This is a genomic window from Gardnerella sp. DNF00571G, from assembly GCF_049262695.1.
Taxonomy (GTDB): Bacteria; Actinomycetota; Actinomycetes; order Actinomycetales; family Bifidobacteriaceae; genus Bifidobacterium; species Bifidobacterium piotii.
The window spans coordinates 1,458,912-1,483,937 of sequence record NZ_CP058396.1 but is presented as its reverse complement, the minus strand read 5'-3'; the positions used below and the strand labels follow the sequence as shown (position 1 = coordinate 1,483,937).

The 25,026-nt window shown below is 42.3% G+C and carries 24 protein-coding genes; all 24 read left to right on the top strand.

From position 1 onward, the window contains the following. Window positions 1-198 precede the first annotated feature (198 nt). The 24 genes from rho (at window position 199) to HXT30_RS05735 (ending at window position 25,005) form a co-directional block, all read left to right on the top strand. Window positions 199-2,112 carry a transcription termination factor Rho gene (gene rho, locus HXT30_RS05850; RefSeq protein WP_032817205.1) on the top strand — a complete coding sequence of 638 codons (1,914 nt, stop codon included), beginning with the start codon at window positions 199-201 and terminating at the stop codon, window positions 2,110-2,112. Between the two features lie 304 nt (window positions 2,113-2,416). Next, on the top strand, window positions 2,417-2,914 hold the full coding sequence (locus HXT30_RS05845; protein WP_422111532.1) for an Lrp/AsnC family transcriptional regulator: 498 nt from the start codon (window positions 2,417-2,419) through the stop codon (window positions 2,912-2,914). Window positions 2,915-2,921: 7 nt separating this feature from the next. Further along, complete coding sequence (locus HXT30_RS05840) at window positions 2,922-3,308, top strand: chorismate mutase (RefSeq protein ID WP_422111852.1); 387 nt, start codon at window positions 2,922-2,924, stop codon at window positions 3,306-3,308. A gap of 75 nt (window positions 3,309-3,383) precedes the next feature. Next, window positions 3,384-4,439, top strand: coding sequence for a class II fructose-bisphosphate aldolase (fbaA, locus tag HXT30_RS05835; protein ID WP_016636068.1), 1,056 nt, complete (start codon window positions 3,384-3,386; stop codon window positions 4,437-4,439). A 129-nt stretch (window positions 4,440-4,568) separates the two neighbouring features. Next, a complete protein-coding gene (locus HXT30_RS05830; protein ID WP_032817209.1) occupies window positions 4,569-5,870 on the top strand; it encodes an adenylosuccinate synthase in 1,302 nt (433 codons plus the stop codon). Between the two features lie 45 nt (window positions 5,871-5,915). Then, a complete protein-coding gene (locus HXT30_RS05825) occupies window positions 5,916-6,416 on the top strand; it encodes a fluoride efflux transporter FluC (RefSeq protein WP_422111531.1) in 501 nt (166 codons plus the stop codon). Continuing rightward, window positions 6,413-6,832: a fluoride efflux transporter FluC gene (locus HXT30_RS05820; protein ID WP_422111530.1), complete on the top strand. Its 420-nt coding sequence runs from the start codon at window positions 6,413-6,415 to the stop codon at window positions 6,830-6,832. The genes HXT30_RS05825 and HXT30_RS05820 overlap by 4 nt, the downstream gene beginning before the upstream one ends. Before the next feature lie 131 nt (window positions 6,833-6,963). After that, window positions 6,964-8,322 carry a ClC family H(+)/Cl(-) exchange transporter gene (locus tag HXT30_RS05815; protein WP_422111529.1) on the top strand — a complete coding sequence of 453 codons (1,359 nt, stop codon included), beginning with the start codon at window positions 6,964-6,966 and terminating at the stop codon, window positions 8,320-8,322. Window positions 8,323-8,462: 140 nt separating this feature from the next. After that, window positions 8,463-9,587: a hypothetical protein gene (locus HXT30_RS05810; protein ID WP_422111528.1), complete on the top strand. Its 1,125-nt coding sequence runs from the start codon at window positions 8,463-8,465 to the stop codon at window positions 9,585-9,587. Beyond that, on the top strand, window positions 9,568-10,602 hold the full coding sequence (locus tag HXT30_RS05805; RefSeq protein WP_016636074.1) for a CpaF family protein: 1,035 nt from the start codon (window positions 9,568-9,570) through the stop codon (window positions 10,600-10,602). Before HXT30_RS05810 ends, HXT30_RS05805 begins: the two co-directional genes overlap by 20 nt. A gap of 68 nt (window positions 10,603-10,670) precedes the next feature. Beyond that, window positions 10,671-11,309: a type II secretion system F family protein gene (locus tag HXT30_RS05800; RefSeq protein ID WP_016636075.1), complete on the top strand. Its 639-nt coding sequence runs from the start codon at window positions 10,671-10,673 to the stop codon at window positions 11,307-11,309. 78 nt (window positions 11,310-11,387) lie between these two features. Continuing rightward, window positions 11,388-12,005: a type II secretion system F family protein gene (locus HXT30_RS05795; protein WP_016636076.1), complete on the top strand. Its 618-nt coding sequence runs from the start codon at window positions 11,388-11,390 to the stop codon at window positions 12,003-12,005. A 119-nt stretch (window positions 12,006-12,124) separates the two neighbouring features. Continuing rightward, window positions 12,125-12,400 (top strand): DUF4244 domain-containing protein, encoded by a 276-nt coding sequence (locus tag HXT30_RS05790; protein WP_016636077.1) that lies wholly within the window; start codon window positions 12,125-12,127, stop codon window positions 12,398-12,400. Between the two features lie 173 nt (window positions 12,401-12,573). Further along, window positions 12,574-13,026 carry a TadE/TadG family type IV pilus assembly protein gene (locus HXT30_RS05785; protein ID WP_032813680.1) on the top strand — a complete coding sequence of 151 codons (453 nt, stop codon included), beginning with the start codon at window positions 12,574-12,576 and terminating at the stop codon, window positions 13,024-13,026. Next, a complete protein-coding gene (locus HXT30_RS05780; RefSeq protein WP_016636079.1) occupies window positions 13,023-13,427 on the top strand; it encodes an Rv3654c family TadE-like protein in 405 nt (134 codons plus the stop codon). Before HXT30_RS05785 ends, HXT30_RS05780 begins: the two co-directional genes overlap by 4 nt. A 131-nt stretch (window positions 13,428-13,558) precedes the next feature. After that, on the top strand, window positions 13,559-15,886 hold the full coding sequence (locus HXT30_RS05775; protein ID WP_016636080.1) for a DNA polymerase III subunit gamma and tau: 2,328 nt from the start codon (window positions 13,559-13,561) through the stop codon (window positions 15,884-15,886). Then, window positions 15,887-16,495 (top strand): recombination mediator RecR, encoded by a 609-nt coding sequence (gene recR, locus HXT30_RS05770; RefSeq protein ID WP_016636081.1) that lies wholly within the window; start codon window positions 15,887-15,889, stop codon window positions 16,493-16,495. 197 nt (window positions 16,496-16,692) lie between these two features. Continuing rightward, window positions 16,693-17,457 carry an aspartate kinase gene (locus tag HXT30_RS05765; RefSeq protein WP_004131083.1) on the top strand — a complete coding sequence of 255 codons (765 nt, stop codon included), beginning with the start codon at window positions 16,693-16,695 and terminating at the stop codon, window positions 17,455-17,457. A 118-nt stretch (window positions 17,458-17,575) separates the two neighbouring features. Continuing rightward, a complete protein-coding gene (locus HXT30_RS05760; protein ID WP_004132324.1) occupies window positions 17,576-18,157 on the top strand; it encodes an ACT domain-containing protein in 582 nt (193 codons plus the stop codon). Window positions 18,158-18,211: 54 nt separating this feature from the next. Then, on the top strand, window positions 18,212-19,279 hold the full coding sequence (locus HXT30_RS05755; RefSeq protein WP_422111527.1) for an aspartate-semialdehyde dehydrogenase: 1,068 nt from the start codon (window positions 18,212-18,214) through the stop codon (window positions 19,277-19,279). Between the two features lie 51 nt (window positions 19,280-19,330). Further along, window positions 19,331-19,951, top strand: coding sequence for a DUF5701 family protein (locus HXT30_RS05750; RefSeq protein ID WP_004131086.1), 621 nt, complete (start codon window positions 19,331-19,333; stop codon window positions 19,949-19,951). A gap of 42 nt (window positions 19,952-19,993) precedes the next feature. Beyond that, window positions 19,994-20,695, top strand: coding sequence for an ABC transporter ATP-binding protein (locus HXT30_RS05745; protein ID WP_422111526.1), 702 nt, complete (start codon window positions 19,994-19,996; stop codon window positions 20,693-20,695). A gap of 6 nt (window positions 20,696-20,701) precedes the next feature. Further along, window positions 20,702-23,467, top strand: coding sequence for an ABC transporter permease (locus HXT30_RS05740; protein WP_422111525.1), 2,766 nt, complete (start codon window positions 20,702-20,704; stop codon window positions 23,465-23,467). A 65-nt stretch (window positions 23,468-23,532) separates the two neighbouring features. Continuing rightward, a complete protein-coding gene (locus HXT30_RS05735; RefSeq protein ID WP_422111524.1) occupies window positions 23,533-25,005 on the top strand; it encodes an amino acid permease in 1,473 nt (490 codons plus the stop codon). Window positions 25,006-25,026: the final 21 nt, after the last annotated feature.

Below are 25,026 nucleotides of genomic sequence, written 5' to 3'. Positions count from 1 at the left end.
AGCGTATTCGCGTATATCGCGCATATAGTGCATACCCTGCCACGCGTGTGTTGTGAGTCTTACGAGTGTAGTAGCATACATTTATCAGCGACTAATATACATTGATATGTGTTTGTCGTTATATTCACAACGGATTTTCCGTAATCTTCCACGTAAAGCTCCAAGCAATCTATCTTGGAGTTAGGGAAAGGCATAACTGTGGCAACAAGCCAAAATCTTGATGATATGAAGCTTTCGGAGCTTAAGGATCTTGCGAAGCAAATGGGTCTACGCGGTACGTCTACAATGCGCAAGCCAGATTTGGTTGCTACGCTAACTGCTGCGCGCAATGGTGGGGATGCTCCAGCTGGTGTTAGCGTTCATGTTCCTAAAAGCACTTTACGAATAAATCGTGTTTCTCAAGGCGACGACGAAACGCAAAACAATTCATCTTCTTTTGAACTCCGCTCGAGCATTGACGCGAATCGCGATTTTAATGATTCTTCTGATTCAAGCGATGAAAATAGAGGTGAGCGTCATCGCAATTTTGCGCGCGAAAATCAGACTCATCGATATCGCAAAGAAGGCTCTGCAAATGTTACGAGAGAAGATAACGCTCGTACAAATGCAAGCGTAAACACTGAACAAAATAATGGTAGTAATTTTGCTAAAACAGACGAAGTGGATGCTAATTTAGATCAGATTCTTGCCACTTTGCCAAGCGAAAAGTCTTCTGCTCCAAACGCTAACCGCAACTCGGAATCGCGCAGAATGCGTATGTCTACTCGCTCTAGCGAAGAAAATGATTACACTTCTAAAGCAGAAAGATCTGATAGATTCCAGCGCAGAACGCGACGCACTAGAGACGACTACGATTCTAAAGCGGAACGTACTGAACGTGCGGAACGCTCCGAGATTCGCGAAGAGCACGAGATTCACGAGCAAGCTCCACGCCGCGAAGAGTCAAAAGAAGAGCTTGTTCCAGTTGCTGGCATTGTAGATGTGCTTGAATCTTACGCATTTGTGCGTACTTCTGGCTATTTACCTGGTCCAAATGACGTTTATGTTTCTATGAGCCAAATCAAAAAGTACGGCTTACGCAAGGGAGATGCGGTTCAAGGCTCTATTCGCGCTCCTCGCGAGGGAGATCGCAGGAATCAGCGTCAAAAGTTCGTTCCTTTGCAAAGTGTTGACAGCATTAACGGCATGAGCGTAGAAGAGTCTCAAAATCGCCCACAATTTGCTAAGCTCACACCTTTGTATCCGAATGAACGCTTAAAGCAAGAGACTACGCCAAATCGCATGCTTGGCAGAATCATTGATCTTGTGGCGCCTATTGGAAAGGGTCAGCGTGGTTTGATTGTTTCGCCTCCTAAGGCTGGTAAAACAATCACTTTGCAAAATATTGCTAACGCGATTGCTGTTAACAATCCAGAAGTACATTTGATGGTTGTTCTTGTAGACGAACGCCCAGAAGAAGTTACCGACATGGAGCGCACTGTTCAGGGTGAGGTTATTTCTTCTACATTTGACCGCCCAGCATCAGACCACACTACTGTTGCAGAGCTTGCGATTGAGCGCGCTAAGAGGCTTGTAGAGCTTGGCCAAGATGTTGTTGTTCTTCTTGATTCCATGACTCGCCTTGCTCGCGCATACAATATTGCTGCTCCTGCTTCTGGACGCATTCTTTCTGGCGGCGTAGATGCTCAAGCGCTTTACCCTCCTAAGAAATTCTTTGGCGCAGCACGAAACATTGAAAATGGCGGCTCTTTGACTATTATTTCTTCTGCTTTGGTGGAAACTGGTTCAAAGATGGATGAAGTTATTTTCGAAGAGTTTAAGGGCACTGGAAACATGGAGCTTCGTTTGAGCCGCGATTTGGCAGATAAGCGACTGTTCCCAGCTGTAGACATTAATTCTTCTGGCACGCGCCGCGAAGAGTTGATTACTCCTGCTCAAGAGTTGCCGATTATTTATCGATTGAGGCGATTGTTTGGCGGACTGGAGCCAGAACAGGCTTATCAGACTTTGGTTCCGCGCTTAAAGAAGACCGCTTCTAATCGCGATTTTCTTGCGGCTATTGTTCAGCAAGCCAACAATTCCACAAATGGCGGAACAGGCGCAATCGCATAAACTTTACGCGTAAAATTTACGTATAAAATAAAAATCTAAATTAAATGCCTCTTGATTTAATAATCGGGAGGCATTTTTAATAATCTCATACATAAAACATACAAAAACATACATAAAAATAGAATGGTCAAAAGTTTATATATGTAAACATGTGTTAAATAATGTGAAAAACCGTGATTTTTTATCTAATTTTGTTCTTTTTCATTAAAAAATACGATACGATTGAAGAGACTGCAGGGGGCGCAGCTAAAGTCGAAGAAGCAAAACAAAGATTTTGGTGGCGCTGTATGAGGATGGAGATCGCATGACGGGAAACTCTCATAGGATTGAAAATAATATTCCTTCTGGCTTAGAAACCAGCGCGAGCACAGTTGCTCCAATAGATTCTACGGATGCAATTATTGTAGATATTCTTGAGCACGATGGCCGTGCAACATTAACCAAGCTAGCTAAAGCTTCTGGACTGTCTGTTTCCGCTGTGCAATCCAGAGTTCAAAAGCTCGAGCGCAAAGGAATAATACCTGGATATCGCGCTTTGATTGACTACGAGCGCAGAGGCTTGCCAGTAAGCGCATTTGTGGCGGTTACGCCTCTTGATTTTGAGCAAGAAGCTTCCGTTCCAACCAAGTTGAAAGACATTGACGGCATTGAAGCATGCTATTCGATTACTGGAAGCCCAAGCTTTATGCTTGTTGTTCGCGTTGCAACTCCTAGCAAGCTAGAAGAACTAATCAACACAATTCATCGTGTTGTTCCAGTTAGCACAGAAACAACAATGGTTTTGCAAACTTATTTTGACTAAAAATAGCATGTTCAACTTTTCTAAAGAGTCGATTGACGCGCGCGAACATTTTGATGAATCACATTGCAACGATTGCAGCGATTATAGTGATTGCAACGATTGCAACGATTCAATGAATGAGATTTTTGCGCTGCGTCAGTCGATTGACAATATTGACAATGCAATTGTTTCGCTTCTAGCAGAGCGCTTTAAAGTTACGGAAAAAGTCGGAGAAATAAAAGCTCGCGCAAAGCTTGCTACAGAAGATAAGTCTAGGGAAAATCGCCAGGCGAATCGACTTAAAAAAATTGCTGAAGAATCTGGATTAAAAGAAGAAATCGCGCTAGAGTATCTACATTTTGTAGTAGCGGCGGCAAAAAAACGCCATCAAGAAATCAAAAATAGTCAAAAATAAATACAAATTTAATCAAAAATAGTAAAAAATATAGCAAAATATAAAAATATGCGCGCTTAGAGTCATAATAAAAATATGACTATTGCAACCGTTGAACGTTACGCACAAATGCTTGATGCAGCCAGCAAAGGTGGATACGCCTACCCTGCGATTAACGTTACTAGCACACAGACCTTAAACGCAGCACTACAAGGATTTGCCGAAGCTCAAAGTGACGGCATTATTCAAGTGTCTGTTGGCGGATCCGCATATTTTTCTGGCCAGTGCGTAAATAATCGCGTTGTTGGATCAATCGCATTTGCGCAATTCGCGCATCAAGTTGCTGCACAATACCCAAACATTACGGTTGCATTGCACACAGATCATTGTGCAGAAGCCTATTTAGACGATTGGATTAGGCCACTTTTAGCTTATGAAGCAGATCAAGTTGCGAACGGCAAAGAGCCGATTTTTCAGTCGCATATGTGGGATGGTTCCACAGTTAAGCTTGAGCACAATCTAGATATTGCAGAAGAATTACTGGAAGAGTCTGCAAAAGCACGCACGATTTTAGAGATTGAGATTGGCGCAGTTGGCGGCGAAGAAGACGGCCACAGAGCAGATATTGACGAAAAGCTGTACTCCACTCCCCAAGATGCTATGCGCGTTGTTGAGCGATTAGGTTTAGAGGACCGCGCAAAATACATGGCCGCTTTTACGTTTGGAAACGTGCATGGAGCTTACAAGCCAGGCGTTGTTAAGCTTAGGCCGCAGTTATTAGACAACATTCAAAGCGCTGTATACAACAAATACAAGCTTGATTTGTGTAATCGCAAGTTTGGCGTGCCAACAAAACCATTCTTGCTAGTGTTCCATGGCGGGTCTGGCTCTACAGCCGAAGAAATTGCGCAAGCTGTAAAATATGGCGTTGTAAAAATGAATATTGACACAGATACGCAATACGCTTTTACGCGCGCAATCGCCGACCACATGTTCCATAACTACGATTCCGTTCTTAAAATCGACGGCGAAGTTGGTGCCAAAAAGCTCTACGATCCAAGGTCTTGGGGCAAAGAGGCAGAAAAAGCAATGGCTCAGCGTGTTGTTGAAGCCTGCGTGCAGCTAGGCTCTGCTGGAAAAGCTCTAAAATAGTGTAATCGCAAATATTATTTGGCATTATTCAGCATTATTTAGCATTATTCGGTATTGGCTTTGCGCTAATCTTAACACGTAGGAATTGTGTTTATTTGGGCAACGTTAGCTCAAAAATGGAGGTTCAGCATGCCTGGAATTGTGCTTATTGGCGCTCAATGGGGTGACGAAGGCAAAGGTAAAGCAACTGATTTAATTGGTTCTAAGGTAGATATTGTTGCACGTTTTAATGGCGGCAATAATGCTGGCCACACTGTTGTTGTAGGAAACGAATCTTACGCATTGCACTTACTTCCTAGCGGCATAATCAGCCCAAACGTAACTCCTGTTATTGGAAACGGCGTTGTTGTAGACCCAGAGGTTCTTTTTGAAGAGATTGACGCGCTAGAATCACGCGGCGTTGACTGCTCGAAGCTGCTTGTTAGCGAGTCAGCGCATGTTATTACGCCGTATCATCGCGTAATCGATAAAGTTACAGAGCGATTCCTTGGAAAACATAAGATTGGCACAACTGGCCGCGGAATTGGCCCGACTTATGCCGATAAGATTAATCGCGTTGGTATTCGCGTACACGATTTGTTTAACGCGGATCATTTGCGAGATAAAGTAGAAGCCAGCTTGCATCAAAAGAATCAAATGCTTGTTAAGCTCTACAACCAGCACCCAATTGATATTGATGCCGTTACAAGCCAGCTCGTAGAACTCGGAAAGCGCTTAAAGCCATACGTTGCCGACACTTCGCTTGTGCTAAACCAGGCAATGGAAAATGGTAAAACCGTGCTTTTTGAAGGCGGCCAGGCAACTATGCTAGACGTTGACCACGGAACATACCCATTTGTAACGTCTTCTAATCCTACAGCTGGAGGCGCTTGCACGGGTACGGGCGTTGGTCCTACTCGCATTAATCGCGTAATCGGAGTTGCTAAGGCTTATATTACGCGCGTTGGCGAAGGCCCATTCCCTACGGAGCTTTTGGACGAAAGCGGCGATTGGCTACGCGAGCAAGGTCACGAATATGGCGTAACTACTGGCCGCCCTCGCCGATGCGGATGGTTTGATTCCGTTGTTAGCCGTTATGCTACTCGCGTAAATGGCTTAACTGATATTGTTCTTACAAAGCTAGATGTTTTGACTGGCTTAAAAGAGATTCCAGTTTGCGTAGCTTACGATGTAACTTTAACTGACGGAAGTGTTGAGCGCGTAAACGAGATGCCAGTAGATCAGTCTTTGTTTGCTAGCGCTAAGCCAGTTTACGAGATGCTTCCAGGCTGGAGTGAGGATATTTCTAAAGTGCACAAGTTTGAAGACTTGCCTGCAAACACTCAAAGCTATGTAAAGCGCTTGGAAGAGCTTTCCAGATGCCGCATTTCTGCAATTGGCACTGGCCCTCAGCGCGATCACATTATTAGCGTTCATTCGCTGATTGATTAGTGGCTATTAAATAGTAATTTAATGCGATTTAAGGCGGCTAAAAATATGAGTGTTCCGAGAAAAAATCGCCCAGACTTGCCTAAAAAGCGCCAGCATAAATCACTTGGTGCAAAAACATATTTTGTTGTGTTTATTGGTGGATTGCTTGGCGCTTTTGTGCGTAGTGAAATAGGTGGTTTTACGTACGGCATGCATTGGGACTCGGGATATTCTATGCTTTTTAGCCGCTTTACTTTTGCAACTCTTTTGTCTAACATTTTGGCATGTTTTATTCTTGCTTTAGCGAGTTCGATTGTTGCACAAAGATTGCGCAGCAAGAACAAAGACTTAATAAAATACGGTTTTTGCACAGGATTTTGCGGCGGACTTTCAACAATGTCTACTTTTGCTTTTGAAGGCGCATATTCCGCATTTACCGCAATGAACATTGTAAAAGTAATTGCCATTATGGCGTTTTCTATGATTTTTGGCATTTTAGCGGCTCTTGCTGGAAGCTTAATTGGAGATAAATTTTCTGCTTTTAATAACAAAGGCGGCGCAAAATGATGTTTTACACATACGTTCTTTTTTTGCTGCCTCTTGTTTTTGCAGGACTTGGCGCAATGCTCCGTTGCGCAATATCTGACGCAATCGGGCGAGTTTATAGCCACGATTTTCCAATCGCAACTTTGCTAATCAACGCTTTTGCATCTTTTATAATGGGCTTAGTTACATACCTAAGTTCTGCAATTATATACAATTTAACTTTTGCTTCAGCTATTGTTTACACTTGCGCTTTGGGATTCTTAGGCGGATTTTCAACGTTTTCAACCGCAATCTTAGAAGTCGTAAGCCTGTTTAAGCTAAAGAAAATCAAGCTTGGACTATGGCTTTTTGTTAGCGAACTAATAGTGCCATTCTTATGCGCATTTATTGCATACGCTGGACCGTGTTTTGTAATGTTTTTACTTCTAAAGTCTTAGTTTTTAATTTTATTAATTGACGTATTTTATTTATTAATTAACGTATTTTATTAATTAACGTTTATTGTGTTATTAAAATGTTAAAATGCTTTGTGTATTTGTTTGCGATTTGATTTAAGAATAGGTTTATTGTGACTTTAAAGAACGTAGGCGGTTTTATACGCGACTTTTTGCGCGACTTTTCGGATCGCATTCTTAAAACGCTTAAGCATCTTAGATGGAAGATGGTTCTTGCAGGCGTAGTTGTTGGCCTTGTTTCTGGCGCGCTTGTAGCAACTTACAGACTTGGAATTGAGTACGGAACCGATTTTGCGCGATGGATGTATGCGCGAATGCTGCAAAACATGCTTTGGATTGTGCCGTGCGTAGCTTTTGCGATTGTTGCTGGATTCTTTATTGGGTGGATGAGTCGCAAAGAAAGCATGGCGTCTGGAAGCGGCATTCCACAAGTTGTTGGATACGTTCAACGCGGTCTAAAAATGTGTTGGAACACTATTTTGCCTGTTCGATTTGTAGGCGGATTGTTGGGTTCGCTATTTGGCTTGTCTCTTGGGCGCGAAGGCCCTTCGATTCAAATCGGAGCTTGTGGCGCGCAAATGATGTCTCGTATCTTTAGAAAAGGCAATAAAAACGATACTCAAGAGCATTATGTTGTAACTGCTGGAGCGGCAGCTGGCTTATCTGCAGCATTTAGCGCTCCACTTTCTGGGCTTATGTTTGCTATGGAAGAAGTTCAACACGGATTGTCTTCTACTGTTCTTATGGGAGCTGCTGCTGCATCTATTTGCGCGGACTTTGTGTCTCAAACATGCTTTGGACTTAGGCCTGTTTTAGACTTTGGACGTATTCCAGACTTACCAATGGCACTTCATTTTTGGCTGATTCCGCTTGGCATTTTTGCGGGACTTATTGGCTCTTTAATGAATCGATCCTTACTTGGATTACAAACGCTGTATAAATATTTGCCAAAGTGGGCTCCAGTATCTGTAGCATGTTTAATCGCAATTCCTGTTGGCTTATATTTGCCAGACGTTCTTGGCGGAGGCTCGAATCTTGTTAAGCTCTCTGAATATGGAAAAGCAAGCATAGCGCTTTTGTGCATTCTGTTTGTTGCAAAAATGCTATTTACTTCTACAAGTTTTGGATGCGGAGCGCCTGGCGGAATTTTTATGCCAATTCTTGCTGTCGGCGCTCTTGCAGGCGGCGTTGCTTCTCGCGCAATAATAAGCATTCCGATTCTTGGCATTGACGCAAAGCTAATGCCAATTTTTACAGTGTGTGTTATGGCTGGCACGCTTTCTGCTTCTGTAAAAGCTCCGCTTACTTCGATTTTGCTAACTGTAGAAATGTCGGGAACAATGATTCACACTCTTCCAGTTGCTGCATCTGCTTTTATTGCGCTTCTTGTATCCGATATTTTGCACACTAAGCCAATCTATGGCGAACTTCTGGAAAGGTACATGGCTTCCAATCCAAAACTTGTGCGTTAATACGCTTATACGCTTGTACAAAAATACGCTAAAACAGCAATGTGGATAACTTTTTGGCGGATTTGCAACGTTTATTGAGCCTTTAACCACATTCTTACAAAAGTATTGCTTATTTATTTTGTATGCGATTCAATAGCTGCATGAGCAATATGAGTATTGATAACTACGATGCGCCTTCGTGCGCCGCTAGGGTACTTAACACGTACCCTCCGCAGGCGAGTGCGCTTAAAAACGCCATTAATCAGTCTAACAATGTTAACGACTCAACTGTTATTGCATCTTTTAATCGCAGTTATGAACTGGCTGAAAATCCTACGTTTAACAAAGATTTTGGCGTTATAAATAATCGTGTTCTTAAAGACAATAGTGTTGCTCAAGAAACTACTGGAAGCTTGAACTATTCACTAAAGCCTTTTCCAAAAAATGTTGTAATTGGTTCAGCAGCAAATAGCGGAATTGGCTTAAGTACTACTCTTGCACTTCTTGCAAGTAATATTGCTAGTAAAAAATACGTTGTAGCTTTAATCGACGCAGATATTTCTAATGGCGGTTTAGATGTTTTGCTTGGATTAGAGCAAGACGAAGGCAGAAGATTGCAAGAGGTTCAAGCTCCTTTAGGAAGATTAGACGGCTACGTTTTGCGTTGCGAGCTTTTGCACTGGAACAACGTGGATATTTTGGCCTATTCTCCTTGGAAAAATCAGGAGCCTAAGCCGTGGGTTATTGAGGCTGCAATTAGAGGTCTTGCTAAAGCTTGCGACGTTGTGATTGTAGATATTGGATCTGGATTTTCGGCAAGAAGGCTTTTACAAAGTCTTCCAACTCTAGCGAATGTTCCAACAATTTTTGCATCGGAGCTTAGCGTTTTAGGTTTAGCTCGATTGCGAGCGCATCTAAAAAATCTAGAGTCGGATCATAAAAATTACGCCGAGAATCTAACTTATATTGTTGCAGGCTTAAATCCACGCGGGCTTTCTAGCAGATTTTGCCCAGTAGAGATTACAGAAGCTTGTGATTATTTGCTTTGCAATGTAGAAGGCCCAATTGGTCACGATTCTAAGATGTACGAAGACATAATTGGCGGATATGGGATTAGAAGCATACCAAAATGCGCGCAAAGTGCGGTAGAAAAAATCACCGTATGGCTGCTTGGCGACTCGCGCAAATCGGGTTTAATGGCATCTAGTACACAAGGTGATTCTTCTTATGCGTTTGGCAGATTTTCAAAAATAGTGGGTGGTAGGCATGGCTTTACAAGATATTGATTTTGGAATTTTGCAAGATATTGCAGATAATCCGAATGTAACGGATATTGTTGTTACAGACGAGGGAAGAGTTTGGGCAGACTTTGGTCTGGGACTTAATGAATACAATCCAAGAATCCCGTTTGATAATCCCAGCGTTTTGCGCGAATATGCAGTCTGGCTTTGTGCTCAATTGGGTAAACGATTAGACGACGCATGCCCGATTGCAGACGCTTCTAGCCCACTTGGCGTGCGCATTCACGCTCTTATTGCACCAATAGTTTTGAGCGGAGCTGCTATTTCGATTCGTTTCCCCGCGTTAAAACACTATTGTTTAACGGAGCTTAGTAGCAAAGGCATGTTTCCAATTGAACTATCTAGAATTCTTTATTTACTTGTTGAAAGTCGCGCAAATATTTTGATTACAGGTAGCACGGGTTCGGGAAAAACAACACTTATGAAGGCTCTGTTAGCTTCTTGTAATCCAAAAGACAGAATAGTTACTGTTGAAGAAACTAGGGAATTGGGATGCGTTTCTAACGATTACGTTTCTTTAGCAACAAGAGAGGCAAACGTTGAAGGCGCAGGATGCATTGATTTACAAGAGCTTGTAAAAGCCACTTTGCGAATGAGACCCGACAGAATCATTTTAGGAGAATGCAGAGGAAAAGAAATCGCTGATTTATTGCGCGTTTTTACATGCGGACACAAAGGCGGAATGACGACTTTGCACGCGGATAAAGTGCAAAAAGTTCCAGCACGATTAATGGCACTTGGTCTGCTCGCAGGGCTGGAGCCAATGGCACTTTGCGCTCTTGCTGCAGATGCATTCGATGTTGTTATTCACGTTGAGCGAGTAAATGGAATGCGCGTTGTAAAGGAGCTTGGAGTTTTAAGATCTAATGATTCTGGCGCTCTGGAAGGTGTTCCTGTTTTAAGAGTTAAAGGCGCACAAATAGAGGCCACTTTAGCGTGGAAAGATTTTTCATCTAAATGGCATTTACCGTTAAATTCGCAAATCGTTTTAAGAGCTTAACAATCAAAAAGCAAAACAGGCAAAACAAGCAAACTAACAAGAAAAAATGAGCTAACAAAGGATTTAACATGAGTATTGAAGAGTCGCTAGCATCTCTTGTTGCATCTTTAAAATCGGGAGCTTCGTTTGAGTCGATTATTAGCGTATGCTCCGATTGCAATGTTAATGGCGATGCGCGCAAAGCATACAACAAACAAATAAATGCAGAATCCATATTACAGTGGTTTGACTCTAGACTAAGCGAAAGCACAATAGAGTCTAGCTTAGATAGCTCTTTCAAAAACGCGAAGAACACAAAAAATACAAAAAATTATAAAAATGCCAAAAAACAAAAAGACATTCGTAAAATAGCGCAATCTCTTATGAGTGTATACAAGTTGAGTAATTCGATTGGCTGCCCAATGGCAGATTGCGTTCAAGCTGTTGCGGATTCTTATTATGCAAACAAAAGGGTTGATGACTTAAGCGCAGAAGTTTTTGCAATGCCAAAAGCCACTATTAAGTTACTTATTGCACTACCGTTTTTGTCTCTTTTAACTGGTCAGCTTTTGGGAGCAAACCCAATACTAATGATTTTTACTAGCTACAAAGGTTATACGCTTTTAAGCGTTGGAATGGCATTTTACGCGGTTGGAGTTATTTGGGTTGCGCGCATTCTTAAAAATTCTAGAAACGCAATGCAATCTGCTTCTTTTAATGGCAATTAAAACGCGAACAAAACAGCAATAAAAAAAAATAATCTAAGAAGTATTTTAGTCAAAACTTAATGCAGTAAAGGAGGATAAATGCTAAGAGCAATTATTATTTGGCTTATTTTAGTTGCATACATAATTATTTTGTGCAAACTTTTTTCTAAGCAAATGGCATCTAGCTCGCTCTATGAGCGCGCTGTTAAGCCGAGCGTTTTTATGCAAAACACTTACGATTTTAGACAAAACATAATAAGCGATATAGATCCGATTCTTGGTTTGCAAATGATAATAGTTGCACTAAAAAGTGGTGTTGCAATAACTAGAGCGCTAGACGTAGTTGGTTGTTCTTTGCCTGCATCAAAAGGAATTTGGCTAAGTCGCGTTTCTAAAGCGCTTATTTCGGGCAGCACTTGGAGAGAAGCTTGGAGTGAGCCACATGTTTGCTTTAGTAAAAAAGATAAGAACGCTTACACGTCTTTGATTTTAAGCACATGGCTAAAAAATTCTTTGCGTGAATCTTGGATTTATGGAAGCTCCCCCGTACCAGTACTTAACGCCGTTTTGCAAAACTACGAGCAATCAATGAAGAACGTTGCAAAAAAAGAAAGTTCTAAACTTTCTGTACGACTTCTTTTGCCAGTTGGATTGTGCTTTTTGCCAGCGTTTATTTTTGTTGGCATTTTGCCAACAGTTGCATCATTTATGCACTAATATAAAAGGTTTTTGCAGATTGATAGTCGCGCGCAAAAATGGCACTTAAAAAATTTGTATCCAAACTGGGTACATAAATAAAAAATAAACAATAAATAAAAGAAAGGAAGGTAAGTAACATGCAAACAATTGCTAAAGCATTTTCAAAACTTTGTTGCGAGTTTACAATAAACGCAAACAAAGGATTGATTAAAGCAGAACAGGCGTGCAATAGTATGAAAAACCGCTTGAATAACAGTCTAAAGAAACTAGACGAAGGAGCAGTTACTGCAGAATATGCGGTTGTTCTTATAGCTGCTACAGCTTTTGCAACAGTTCTTATTGCTATTGCTAAGTCGGAAGCTGTGCAAAAAGCTATTGGCGAACTTGTTAAAAGAGCTTTGCACGTTAGCTAATGTACAGAAGAATATACGCGTGAAACATTGTGTGAAACATTCTGAGCTCTTGTTGATATTTAACAAGATTTGATGAGATTAAACAAGATTCAGTTAAACAAGATTAAACGAATGCTAAATAACTAAGCATAAACACTAATTGGAGATTCACTAATGCGAAAGAAATGAGAAAAATGAAGAATTATACGTTTTTAAATATTTTCAACAAAAGGAATGCAAAAAATACGAGCATAAATAGTTACAAGCACACTAAAAGCACTAAATTCACTAAAGATGCTAAAAATATTAAAAATGTTAAAGATTCAGGTGCAGTAACCGCAGAATTTGCGATTATTCTACCTACAGTTGCAATTCTTGCTATAGTGTTAATTTTTGTAGGCAAATCAGTAGTAAATACAATGAATTGCAACGATGCAGCAGGCCAAGTTGCCTATTACATTGCATCTACACACGATTCTAAAGAAGCTCAAAACATAGTGCATAAAGTATCTGGAAAAAATAGTTCTGTAAAAGTCGAATATGTTGGAAATATGGCAAATATTGTTGTTAGTTGCCCAGTCGTGCCAGACCCGCTGAAGGTTTTACCAATGCAAGTAGAAGCGCGCATTAGTCAGGTTTTAATATGAGTCAAAAAAGAGCTAAGCGATTAATAACGCAATGCTTAGAAACTAAACATTCACGCGGAGCGGATTGCGGATCTGGAACTATGCTTGGCATAGGATTAGTAACCGCAATCTGCTCTATTCTGGTTCTTTGTGCGGTTATTGGAACGATTCTTGTTTCCAAACATCGCGCCTACGCGTTAGCAAATGCATCCGCAATATCTGGAGCGGTTGCTATACAAAACATGCACGGAGACGCTTGCAAAATCGCGCAAAACACAGCTACAGCAAACAATGCGAAAATCGAGTCTTGTGTAGAAAAAGATAACGATGTATCGCTAAGATTAAGCGTTCCTTTACACGTTCCAATGGCCTCTAGAATAACTGTAAGCGCTAAAGCAGGTTTAGTTGATTGTAGCGAGTGAACCATAATGTAGCATGTAGTAGAGTGCGCATCGTTAGCATGTTAGTGCTTAGATGCTTAAAATGGAACAGATGATTTGCTTAAACAGTAAGCGGATTTAAGTTAATATCTAGTTGGCGGTAGGTTATAGTTATGGCACTTGCGTTGTATCGAAGATATAGACCAGACACTTTTGAAGGTGTTATTGGTCAAAATCAGGTTACGATTCCGCTTATTAGAGCGCTTGATCAAGGCAAAATTACGCACGCGTACCTATTTTCTGGTCCGCGCGGATGTGGAAAAACAAGTTCGGCACGAATTTTAGCGCGATGCATTAATTGCGAACAAGGCCCAACTTCTAAGCCATGCGGAAAATGCAAAAGCTGCAAAGATCTTGCAACAGGCGGTCCAGGTTCTATAGACGTTGTAGAAATAGACGCAGCAAGCCACAACGGTGTTGACGACGCTAGAGAATTGCGCGAGCGCGCAGGATTTGCGCCAGCTAGAGATAGATATAAGATTTTTATTTTAGACGAAGCTCATATGGTAACTCCTCAAGGCTTTAACGCTTTGCTTAAGATTGTGGAAGAGCCGCCCGAGCACGTTATGTTTATTTTTGCTACGACTGAGCCAGATAAGGTGATTGGAACAATCCGCTCCAGAACTCACCACTACCCGTTTAGACTTGTGCCACCAGAAGTAATGGGTCCGTATTTAGAAAACATTTGCCAAAAAGAAGGAATTAAAGCGCAAAAAGGCGTCCTTCGACTTGCTATGCGAGCAGGCGGCGGATCAATGCGAGATACTCTTTCTGTGCTAGACCAGTTGATGATTGGGTCCGTAGATGGCGTTATATCGCTAGATTCTGCAGTTGCTCTTCTTGGATTTACGCCTTCTAACTTAATTGGGGATGTTGTTGACGCTCTTATTGAAAAAGATGGAGCAAAACTTTACGAAACTGTGCAAAAAGTTATTGTTGGAGGCTTCGATAGTCGCAAGTTTGTAGAAGATTTGCTTGGTCGCTTGCGCGATTTATTGCTATTGTCTTCTGCTGGAATAGATAGTGCTAAAAACTTGCTTGGGGATTTATCTCCAGAAGACATGCAAGATTTGCAACGTCAGTCAAGTCAGCTCACTTTGCAAAGCTTGTCTAGAATGGCAGAAATCGTAAATAATGCTTTTGCTGGGATGGCAAATGCTGTTTCGCCTAGAATGAATCTTGAAATTCTTGTTGCGCGCCTGCTTTGCACTAGAACGGATTCGAGTGAAAACGTTAAAACGCAAATTTATGCAAAAAATGTTGAAGCGCCAAAAGCGAACGTAAAGCATTTTATTGGCTCGGCCGACGAAACTAAAAATGCAAATGCAGCTGGGTTTACAAACGCAACCGAGTCTGCAAGCATAATGCAGAACAATGCGCAAAACGCTACTCAAAATAATGCGCAAAACACTCAAAAATCTGTTATTACAAATGCGATTGAAAATGCTGAAACAGTTGCAAAGTGGCCAGAACAGCCAGAAAACACAAATGTGAATGCAAACGAGCCTCAAATTTTAGACGTTGACGAATCTTGGAACAATCTTGTTAAAAGTCTTCCAAACGACGTTCGCGAATACGTAGAGCGAAATCACGTTCCAAAAGTTAGATTAGATGAAAGCAATCCGCTAAAAAGAAAGCTTGTATTAACTTTTGACGAGCCTATAAGTCAGCATGCTTTTGCGCTTGCTCTTTGCACGACTGCTCCTTACGATGGCAAAAAAGTGCCAGTTGTTGTTATGAGCAAAGTAAAAGACGTTTTTGGTAAAGACGTTTCAATCGCGCCTGATTCGGTTGCAGAAAACGGGCAAAAAGTTGAGTCTGTAGCAAAAATGGATCCGCAAAAGCTTGCGCAAGTTAAGCGCGAATTACTTATGCGCAAAGCTGGAATTGTAAAAGGATTTGGCAAAAAAACAAGCGAAAAAAGCGAGTTGAGCGCTGATAGCCCTTTAGGCAGCGATAATTCTTTAGATAATTCTTTAGACGAATCGCAAGATGACGCTTGGGCTAGTATGGCTTCTGCTCCAATGGGAGATGTGATTGCATCTACACAGTCGCAAGATAAATCGCAGTCGCAATATAAATCGCAAGCGCAAGCTCAAACTCAGCAACCGCAAGCACTGCCTAGTCAGCAAGAAAAGCAAGCAATAAAGCCATTTAGCAGTGCGCAAAATGTGCAAGAAATGCATGAAGCAAAAGAAGCTCAGCAATCGCAAGTTTCATCGCAAGTTTCATCGCAAGCGCAAACTCATTCTTTAGAAGTCATAAATGGCGCTCAAGAAGACGAATGCTCAATGCAAGACGAGTCTTTAGAATCCGCCACAAATTTGAGTATAGACGACTTGGAAAAAATGTTTGAAGTCAAATCTGTAAAAGAATTCAGCGCAAGCGACCCAAATAATCCTAAAAACGCACACGCTCGCAAAAAGAAGAAAGAGAAATAAATGCATAATGTGTCATCATACGAAGGCGCAATCGGCAGAGTTATAGACGCATTTTCTAGCCTTCCTGGAATCGGTCCAAAAGGCGCACAACGAATCGCATTTTACATACTCTCGTCTTCTAACGTGCAAGCGCAAGAACTAATCGACTCAATTAACGACTTAAAAGAAAACGTGCGATTTTGCGAAATTTGTGGAAACGTGTGTGAAAAAAGCCCATGCGTTGTTTGCTTAGACCCCAGAAGAGACCACACAAAAATATGCGTTGTAGAAGAGCCAAAAGACATTATGAGCATTGAGCGCACGCACGAATACGCAGGCGTTTACCACGTTTTGGGCGGAGCGATTAACCCAATGGCAAACGTGGGGCCTGCAGACTTAAAAATAACGCAACTGCTTGAGCGCTTAAAAGATGCGCAAGTAAAAGAGGTTATTTTAGCGCTGGATCCAAATATAGAAGGCGAAGCAACAGTTACGTATTTAGCACGACTGCTTGAACCGCTAGGCATAAAGGTGACTAGGCTAGCAAGCGGATTGCCAGTCGGCGGAGACCTTGAATATGCAGACGAAGTGACTCTTGGGCGCGCTTTTGCAGGAAGACAAGATGTTTGAAGATTGCACGCAGAAATTGCACGCGGAAAAGTCGCAAGCAGCCGCTAGCCAGAATGCACGCCACTAATATATTGCAAAATAAAAATAAATAAAAATAAATAGAGCACGCTTGGTAATCTGATTTTGTAGTCTGATTTTAGATTAGTTCTTCTAACGCGCGTGCTTTAGAAGCATACGGCTGAACATAAGGGGTTAGAGTGGCTCTTATAGTGCAGAAATACGGCGGTTCGTCTGTAGAAGACACGGACGCAATTCAACGCGTAGCAAAAAGGATTCTCGATACAAAAGCTGCTGGAAACGACGTTGCGGTTGTTGTTTCGGCTATGGGAGATACAACAGACAATCTGATTGACCAAGCAATGAGCGTAAACGCGCATCCGCCTGCACGAGAGATGGATATGCTTATGACTGCAGGAGAGCGCATTTCTATGAGCCTTCTAGCAATGGCGATTCACGCGCAAGGCTCGCACGCATACTCTTTTACAGGTTCGCAAGCTGGTTTTATGACGGACGCGCAATTCGGAGCGGCGCATATTCGCGCTGTTAAGCCAGATCGCGTTCAGCACGCGCTTAAAAAAGGCAGTGTTGCTATTGTTGCAGGATTCCAAGGAATTAGCGAGATTGGCGACGACACAACGCTTGGGCGAGGCGGCTCAGATACTTCGGCAGTGGCGCTGGCTGTAGCTTTGGGTGCGGATATTTGCGAGATTTACACAGACGTTGATGGCGTTTTTACAGCAGACCCTAGAATTGTTCCAACAGCAAAGCGAATCCCCGTTATTGACTACGATTCAATGCTAGAAATGTCGTCTTGCGGATCGCGCGTTTTGGCTTTGCGATGCGTTGAATATGCGCAACGATTTAGCATGCCATTGCACGTTCGAAGCTCTTTTTCGCACAGAAATGGCACTTTGGTTGTTCCTAATGGCGTAGATCCAAAGAGCCTGCCAAATCTAAGTTAATTATTTATTAAAAGATATAGGCATAAAACACAGCATAAAATACGACATAAGACGGTAAATAATACAAAGTAAATAAGAAAAGACAATAGACATAGGCAATAGACAGAAGGCGGCAAAAATGGCAAATAAAATAGCAAATGTAGATATTCGTTCAACAATGGGCGATTTATTCCCAGACTTAGGCCCAGAGACACCTGTGATTTCTGGCGTTGCGCACGATAGAAGCGAATCCATGATTACTCTTCGAGGCGTTCCCGATAAGCCTGGAAACGCTGCAAAAGTATTTACAACTCTTGCTGCTGCAGACGTTAACATAGACATGATTGCCCAGGCAAGCGCATCCACAGAGACGGCAGATATATCTCTTACAGCTCCAAGCTCGGCTTTAGACGCCGTTTGCAAGGTTTTGCAGGGCGCGCGCGGCGAATTGCAATTTACGTCTATGGATGTAGACCCTTCTGTTGGAAAAGTCGCAGTTGTTGGCGTTGGAATGAAAACTTATTCCGGTCTTGCAGCCACCTTCTTTACAGCTCTAAGCGATCACGGAATTAATATTCTTATGATTTCCACATCCGAGATTCGCATTGCGGCGATTGTTCCAGTAAAACAGCTCGACGAGGCGGTTCGCGCACTTCACACAGCCTACGGATTAGACGCAAGTAAAGTCGAAGCTGTTGTTTATGGAGGAAGCGGGCGCTGATCGCGCGCAAAAATCAAAGAAAATCACGCAAAATCGCAGAATAAGGGAGACAAAATGGCAATTATAAGCAACACGGGCGTAAACCTTGCGGTTTTAGGCGCCACTGGCCAAGTCGGAATGGTTATGCGCCGCGTATTAGACGAGCGCGATTTTCCAATTAAAAACTTGCGATTTTTGGCTTCCGCACACTCTGCTGGAACCGTTTTGAACTATCGCGGCAAAGATGTTGTTGTAGAAGACGTAGAAAAAGCAGATTTAAGCGGAATTGACATTGCGATTTTCTCCGCAGGCGGTGGAACATCCAAAGTGTGGGCGCCACGATTTGCAGATGCGGGCGCAATAGTAATCGATAATTCTTCTCAATGGCGTATGCATAACGATGTGCCTCTTGTAGTTGCAGAAGTAAATCCGCAAGATTTGAACGATATTCCGCGTGGGATTGTTGCAAATCCTAATTGCACAACAATGGCGTGCATGCCTGTTCTAAAACCGCTTTCTGACACTTTTGGCTTAAAGCGACTTATTGTATCTTCCTACCAAGCGGTTTCGGGAGCTGGCAGAGCTGGCGCGTTGCAACTTATGAACGAAGCGCAAGCGGCTTTAGATCAGGGCGCGGATAAGCTTGTGTTTGATGGAGATGCGATTGACTTTCCGCAACCAACCAAAGTTGTGCGCACAATCGCATTCAACGTTGTACCATTTATTGGCGCGATTGTTGATGACGGATCGCAAGAAACCGACGAGGAGCAAAAGCTTCGCAACGAAAGTCGTAAGATTTTGCACTTGCCAAAGCTTGCAGCGAGTTGCACATGCGTGCGCGTTGGCGTTTTTACGGGTCACGGAATGAGCATTAATGCCGAATTTGAGCGCGATGTAACTCCAGATATGGCTCGCGATGTGTTGAAATCGGCCGCTGGCGTTGCGCTAGACGATATTCCTACTCCTCAACTTGCTGCAGGAAAGTCCGCAAGTTACGTTGGACGCATTCGCCAAGACCAAGCAGTTGATGGAAAGCGCGGATTAGCAATGTTTATTACAAACGACAATCTTCGCAAAGGCGCTGCGCTTAACGCTGTACAATTGGCGGAAATCGTAGCTAAAAAGCGCGGATTTGCGTATTAATCGAGCTAGGTCGCACTCGCGATTGTAGAAAATTTTACGTAAGATGTAATTATGTCTATTGCTTCGCAAGAAATACAAAAGCAGCTTGACCGCATTGTTGCACTCGGCTACCCAGATGTTGCAGATATGAGCGCAGCGGCGTTTCGCGCTTTAGCGTTGCCACTTATTCGCGCGCTTGAGCAAAGCGATTTGGGAACAAACATTCTTCTTGTGCCTACTCGCGAGCTGGTTTCGCCAGAATCTTTGATTTCTCGAACTAGCATTGAGCGAATGGCTGGGTTTACAACAATGCCGCCTAGAGATATTGCCAGCTTCTTGCCACAAGATGGTTTTGAGCCTCCAGAAGGGCCATTTTACCTTGCGATTGACCCGCATACGGGTACGTCGTATTTGAACCGTGAGCCAGATGTTGCTAGAAAGCTTATTGACTCCGACGAGCGCCTTCCTTTAACTTTAGAAGAAGGATTAGCAATTGCAACGCAGCATCCTGATTGGCTTGAAAGCAAAAATGGCTTTAATCTTTTAGGCTCAAAAAGCTCCGATGGAAGGGTTCCAAGTATTTGGATAAGTCAAGGAGCCGCACGTCTTGGCGCTGTTTGGCCAAATTCAAGGCACACTTGGCTTGGAAACGCATATTGTACTGCAAGACGCGGCGTATCGCTGTTCCAATAGAGCATCCGCAAACCCAGCAAGTCCCATAAGTAAGGTGTAATTTTGGCATACATAACATTTGATCATGTTGTAAAAGAGTACCTATCTGGTACAGGCGTCGTGCGAGCGCTAGATGATGCCAGTTTCACAGCCGAGCGCGGCAAACTAACTGTTATTTTAGGCGCTTCGGGAGCTGGAAAAACTACAGCATTGAATATTTTAGGCGGCATGGATACAGCAACAAGCGGTAGCGTAACTGTTGGCGATTTAAATGTTACAAAGCTAAATGGCCGTGGGCTTGTAAAGTATCGAAGAGAAGATATTGGATTTGTTTTTCAATTTTATAATCTTGTTCCAAATTTAACGGCATTAGAAAACGTGGAGCTTGCTTCCCAGATTTGCTCGGATCATTTTGACCCAGCTCAAACACTTATTGACGTAGGCTTGGAAAACAGACTTAACAATTTTCCAGCCCAGCTTTCGGGCGGCGAGCAGCAGCGAGTTTCTATTGCGCGCGCACTAGCTAAAAAACCTAAGCTGCTTTTATGCGACGAGCCAACGGGCGCATTAGATTACGAAACTGGAAAAGCTGTTTTGCAATTACTTCAAGATATTTGTCAAAAAGAAGGCATGACGGTTCTTATTATTACGCATAACGCGGCGATTGCTCCTATGGCACACAAAGTTGTGCGATTCCATTCTGGAAAAGTCGTAAGCGAAACTGTTCAAGAAAATCCTACAGCAATTGCAGATATTGAATGGTGATTTGTAGTGAGTATTGAGACTGTAAAATCCAAGATGATCAAGCGTAAAACTGCGATTCGCACTAAGCGCGCACACTCCATTTTGCCAATAGTTTTTATTAGCGCCGTACGAATGTGGATTCATGAATGGCGCCGTTTTTGCGTACTCGCCGTTATAGCAATGCTTGGAGTTTCTGTTATGACAGGCATCTACGCAGGCTGCAACGATATGCTTCTTGGTGCAAACAATGTTTACACAAATCTCAAAGCTTACGACTTGCAAATCGTATCTACTCTTGGATTAACTAAAAACGATGTTAAAGCAATCAAAAAATTGCCCATTGTTAGCGAAGCCGAGGGCGAAAAGTCTTTTAAAGCCACCGCCCACCCGCTAAATAATGCCAGTTTGTCTTACGCAATGAACCTCGTTCAATATAATCACAATTCTAAAAATCTAAATCGACTGCATCTACTGCGCGGCAATATGCCAACTAATAATCACCAAGCTGCCGTAACTGAGCGATTTTTGCACGATAGTGGATTGAATATAGGTAGTACGCTGTTTTTAAATGTGCAACAGAACTCTGGTTTAGCTAATGATACTAATCAAAAGCAAAAATATAAGATTTTAATCACAGGAAGTGTGTTGGATGTTAACGATTTAGACAATCCAAACGGGTATCAGTCAAAAGCTTTCCGCAACTCTGTTATATCGAGATATCCAATTTTTACATCTACTGCTAGCAAAAGCACTAATAACCACCCATACACATCTATATCGGTGCGATTGGCAAAGCCTAGCCACATTAATGATTTTTCGCAAAAGTATCGCGCAATTGTGGCAGACGCTTCAAATCAGATTAAAAATAGCGTACAAAGCGATTGCCAAAAAACGCGCAGAAATCAAGTTATAGAAGACCAGACAAATCAAAAAGTAAATCAGACTATATCCAACATGCCAATGCTTAAAAACGCTTCCGACTTGGTTTTAGCTAAGGCTCGCGCGCAAATTTACGCAAAAATTAAGCCAGAAGTAAAAAAGAACGTTCCTAAAGCAAAATGGTATATTGCTACTCGCGTTGAAAATGGCAGCTATGCTCGCTTGCGATCCGACGTAGCTTCAATTCAGTCGCTTGGATATGCCTTCCCAGTTCTTTTTCTTGTAGTAGCAATGATGATGAGCCTTACAGCCATGGCAAGAATGGTAGAAGAAGAACGAGCGCTAATAGGAACGTACTTAAGCTTAGGTTATGGACGTTGCGCAGCAATAACAAGGCACGCTTTCTTTGCGATTTTTGCATGCTTTATAGGCGGTGGCATAGGCGATATTCTGGGATTCTTAGCAATTCCATCTTTACTACTTAAGATTTTGCGCGGATTGTACACAGTTCCTGGAGTTGTTTTGCGATACGACTGGCTTTACGGCTCGCTTTGTGTGCTCGCGTTTGTAATACCAGTTGCAATATGCACAATAATCGTAAGCTGGAGGGAGACAAGGCAAGTTCCAGCGGCATTATTGCGTCCAAAATCTCCAAAAGCTGGCGCTCGCGTGCTTCTTGAACATCTACCTTTTATTTGGAATCGTCTAAGCTTCCTAAACAAAGTATCTATAAGAAATCTAGCTCGTTTTAAAAGCAGATTATTTATGACGATTGGCGGCGTAGCTGGTTGCACGGCATTAATCGTGTGTGCTTTAGCGTTAAACGATACTGTAGCAACTCTTGGAATACGCCAATATGACGGCATTTACCACTACGATATGATTTCTATTTCCACTCCAGATGCATTCCAAAATATGAAGAAAAGTGTGCAAAAAGATAAATCCAACAATCTTGTTGATACCATTTTGCCTGCCTACATTAGCTCCGGAGAAATCGCAAAAAACGATACAGATAATGTTAAATCTAACAGCAAATCTAACAGCAAATCACATAATAGCAGCGTTGAAGATTCCGAAAGCGTGCAGATTGTAGTTGTTAAAGATTCAGCAACGTTGTCTAAAATGGTTAATCTTCAAGATGTTAATAACAATTTGCAAACTATTTCGCTTAACGATAACGGGCCTCTTCTTTCTCAAAGCGCGGCATCATCGCTTAACATTTCTCGCGGAGATTATATTAAAATAACTAATTCCAACTTTAAACACGCAAAAGTAAAGTTACAAGCCGTAGTTCGCAATCTTATTGGCTCAAACATATACATGACTTCGCGCTGCTACGAAAAAATATTCGGCTTTAAGAATGGAAAAACCATTAAACACAACGCTTTAATGCTACAACTTCGCGGAAAAGACGACGCAAAAATGCGTTACGCCGATAATTTTGCTAACCAAGAAGGTGTTCTTGCTGTTATGAGCATTACGCGTATGAAACACTCTTTTAGCTTCGATTTAATGAATGCTGTTGTAGCGCTTATAGTAACTTTGGCTGCTGGCTTAGCATTAGCCGTACTCTTTACACTTGCAAGCACCAATATTTCGGAAAGATCTCGAGAGATAGCCACGTTGAAAGTTCTTGGGTTCTATCAAAAAGAAGTTCATGCCTACGTGCATAAAGAGATGTTTGCACTCACAGTAATAGGCGTTCTAGTTGGTTTACCACTAGGAAGACTAGTTGCTGGCTTGCTAACAAACGCCTTGCGAATGCCAGCACTTTATTTTGAAGTCGAGGTATCTTGGCTAAGTTATGCGATTGCTGGCTTTGCAACGCTGATCTTTGCTCTTATTGTTCAATGGTCAACCAGCCCAGCGCTAGATCGCATTGATCCTGTAAGTTCGCTTAAAAGCGTGGAATAATAATCCAATATTTAAGGGTTCCTATAAAATTGAAAGCTCACGTCTAAAAGAATGGAGTTATAGCAATGAGTGATATTGGCCAAACTAACAATGGTCACACTAACAAGATGGAGCGCAGCCTTACAAAAAGACACGTACAATTCATTGCTATAGGTGGAACAATCGGCACTGGCCTATTCCTGGGTTCTGGCAAATCCATTAGTCTTACAGGCCCAAGCATTATGTTTGTGTACATAATTGTTGGCTTAATCATGTTTTTGCTTATGCGCGGCATAGGCGAGCTAATGTATAAAGACCCAAATCAGCACACTTTTATTAGCTTTATTACAAGATATTTAGGCAAAGGCTGGGGCAATTTTGCAGGATGGTCGTATTGGATAGTGCTTGTGCTTATTGGCATGAGTGAGATTACGGCAGTTAGCACGTATTGCGTTACTTTCTTCCAAACTTTTGGCATAGACGTTAGCAGCTGGAAATGGCTTATAGAAGTAGCGTTTTTGGCTGCATTAGTGTGCATAAATCTGGTTGCTGTAAAGCTATTTGGAGAAACAGAGTTTTGGTTCTCAATGATTAAAATAACGCTGATTGTGGCTCTTATTGCAACTGCTGCAGTTATGGTTATTATTGGTTACCATTACCCTGCAACGCAGATTAGTGGCGTTACAAATCCTGCAGGCCACGCGGGATTTGACAATATTTTCAACAACTTCTCACTTATGCCAAATGGGTGGCTGGCATTTTTGATGAGCTTCCAAATGGTGTTCTATGCATACCAGCTTATTGAGTTTGTAGGCGTTACAGTTTCGGAAACTAAGAATCCTCGCCAAGTTTTGCCAAAGGCGATTAACGAGATTATTATGCGAATCTTGATTTTCTACGTTGGAGCGCTTGCTTCAATCATGCTGATTGTTCCTTGGCAACAATTTAAAGCTACCGATTCTAAAGGCGTTTATATGTCTCCGTTTATTATGGTTTTCCAATATGCGGGGCTTCATTGGGCTTCGGCGCTTGTGTTCTTTGTTGTTATTACGGCAGCGTCTTCTGCGCTTAATTCGCTGCTTTATTCTGCAGGAAGACACATGTATCAAATTGCGTTAGAATCTAATTCTCCTGTTCTTTCGCATTTGCGCAAAGTTTCGCGCACTAAGGTTCCTGCGCGAGCAATCATTTTCTCCGCTGCATTAATCCTTTTCTCGCCGATTATTAACTCGATTCCTGGAGTGCATGGCGCGTTTATTGTGTTTGCTTCTGCGTCTTCGGCAGTAATAATCATGATTTACATTTTGATTATGGTTACGCATAGAAAGTACCGCGCTTCGGCTGATTTTATGCCAGACGGATTTGTTATGCCACATTATAAGTTGCTTAATTCGCTAACGATTGCTTTCTTTGTGTTTGTGTACATAACGCTGTTTATTAGCGAAGACACTCGCGGATCTGCGATTGGCGGCCTTATTTGGCTCTTGCTTTTTGGAGGCTATTGCGCGTTGCATCAGCGCTGGCAGAATCGCGATTTAGCGGAGGCTTTGGGCAGATAGTTTTTGTGCAGATAGTTACGC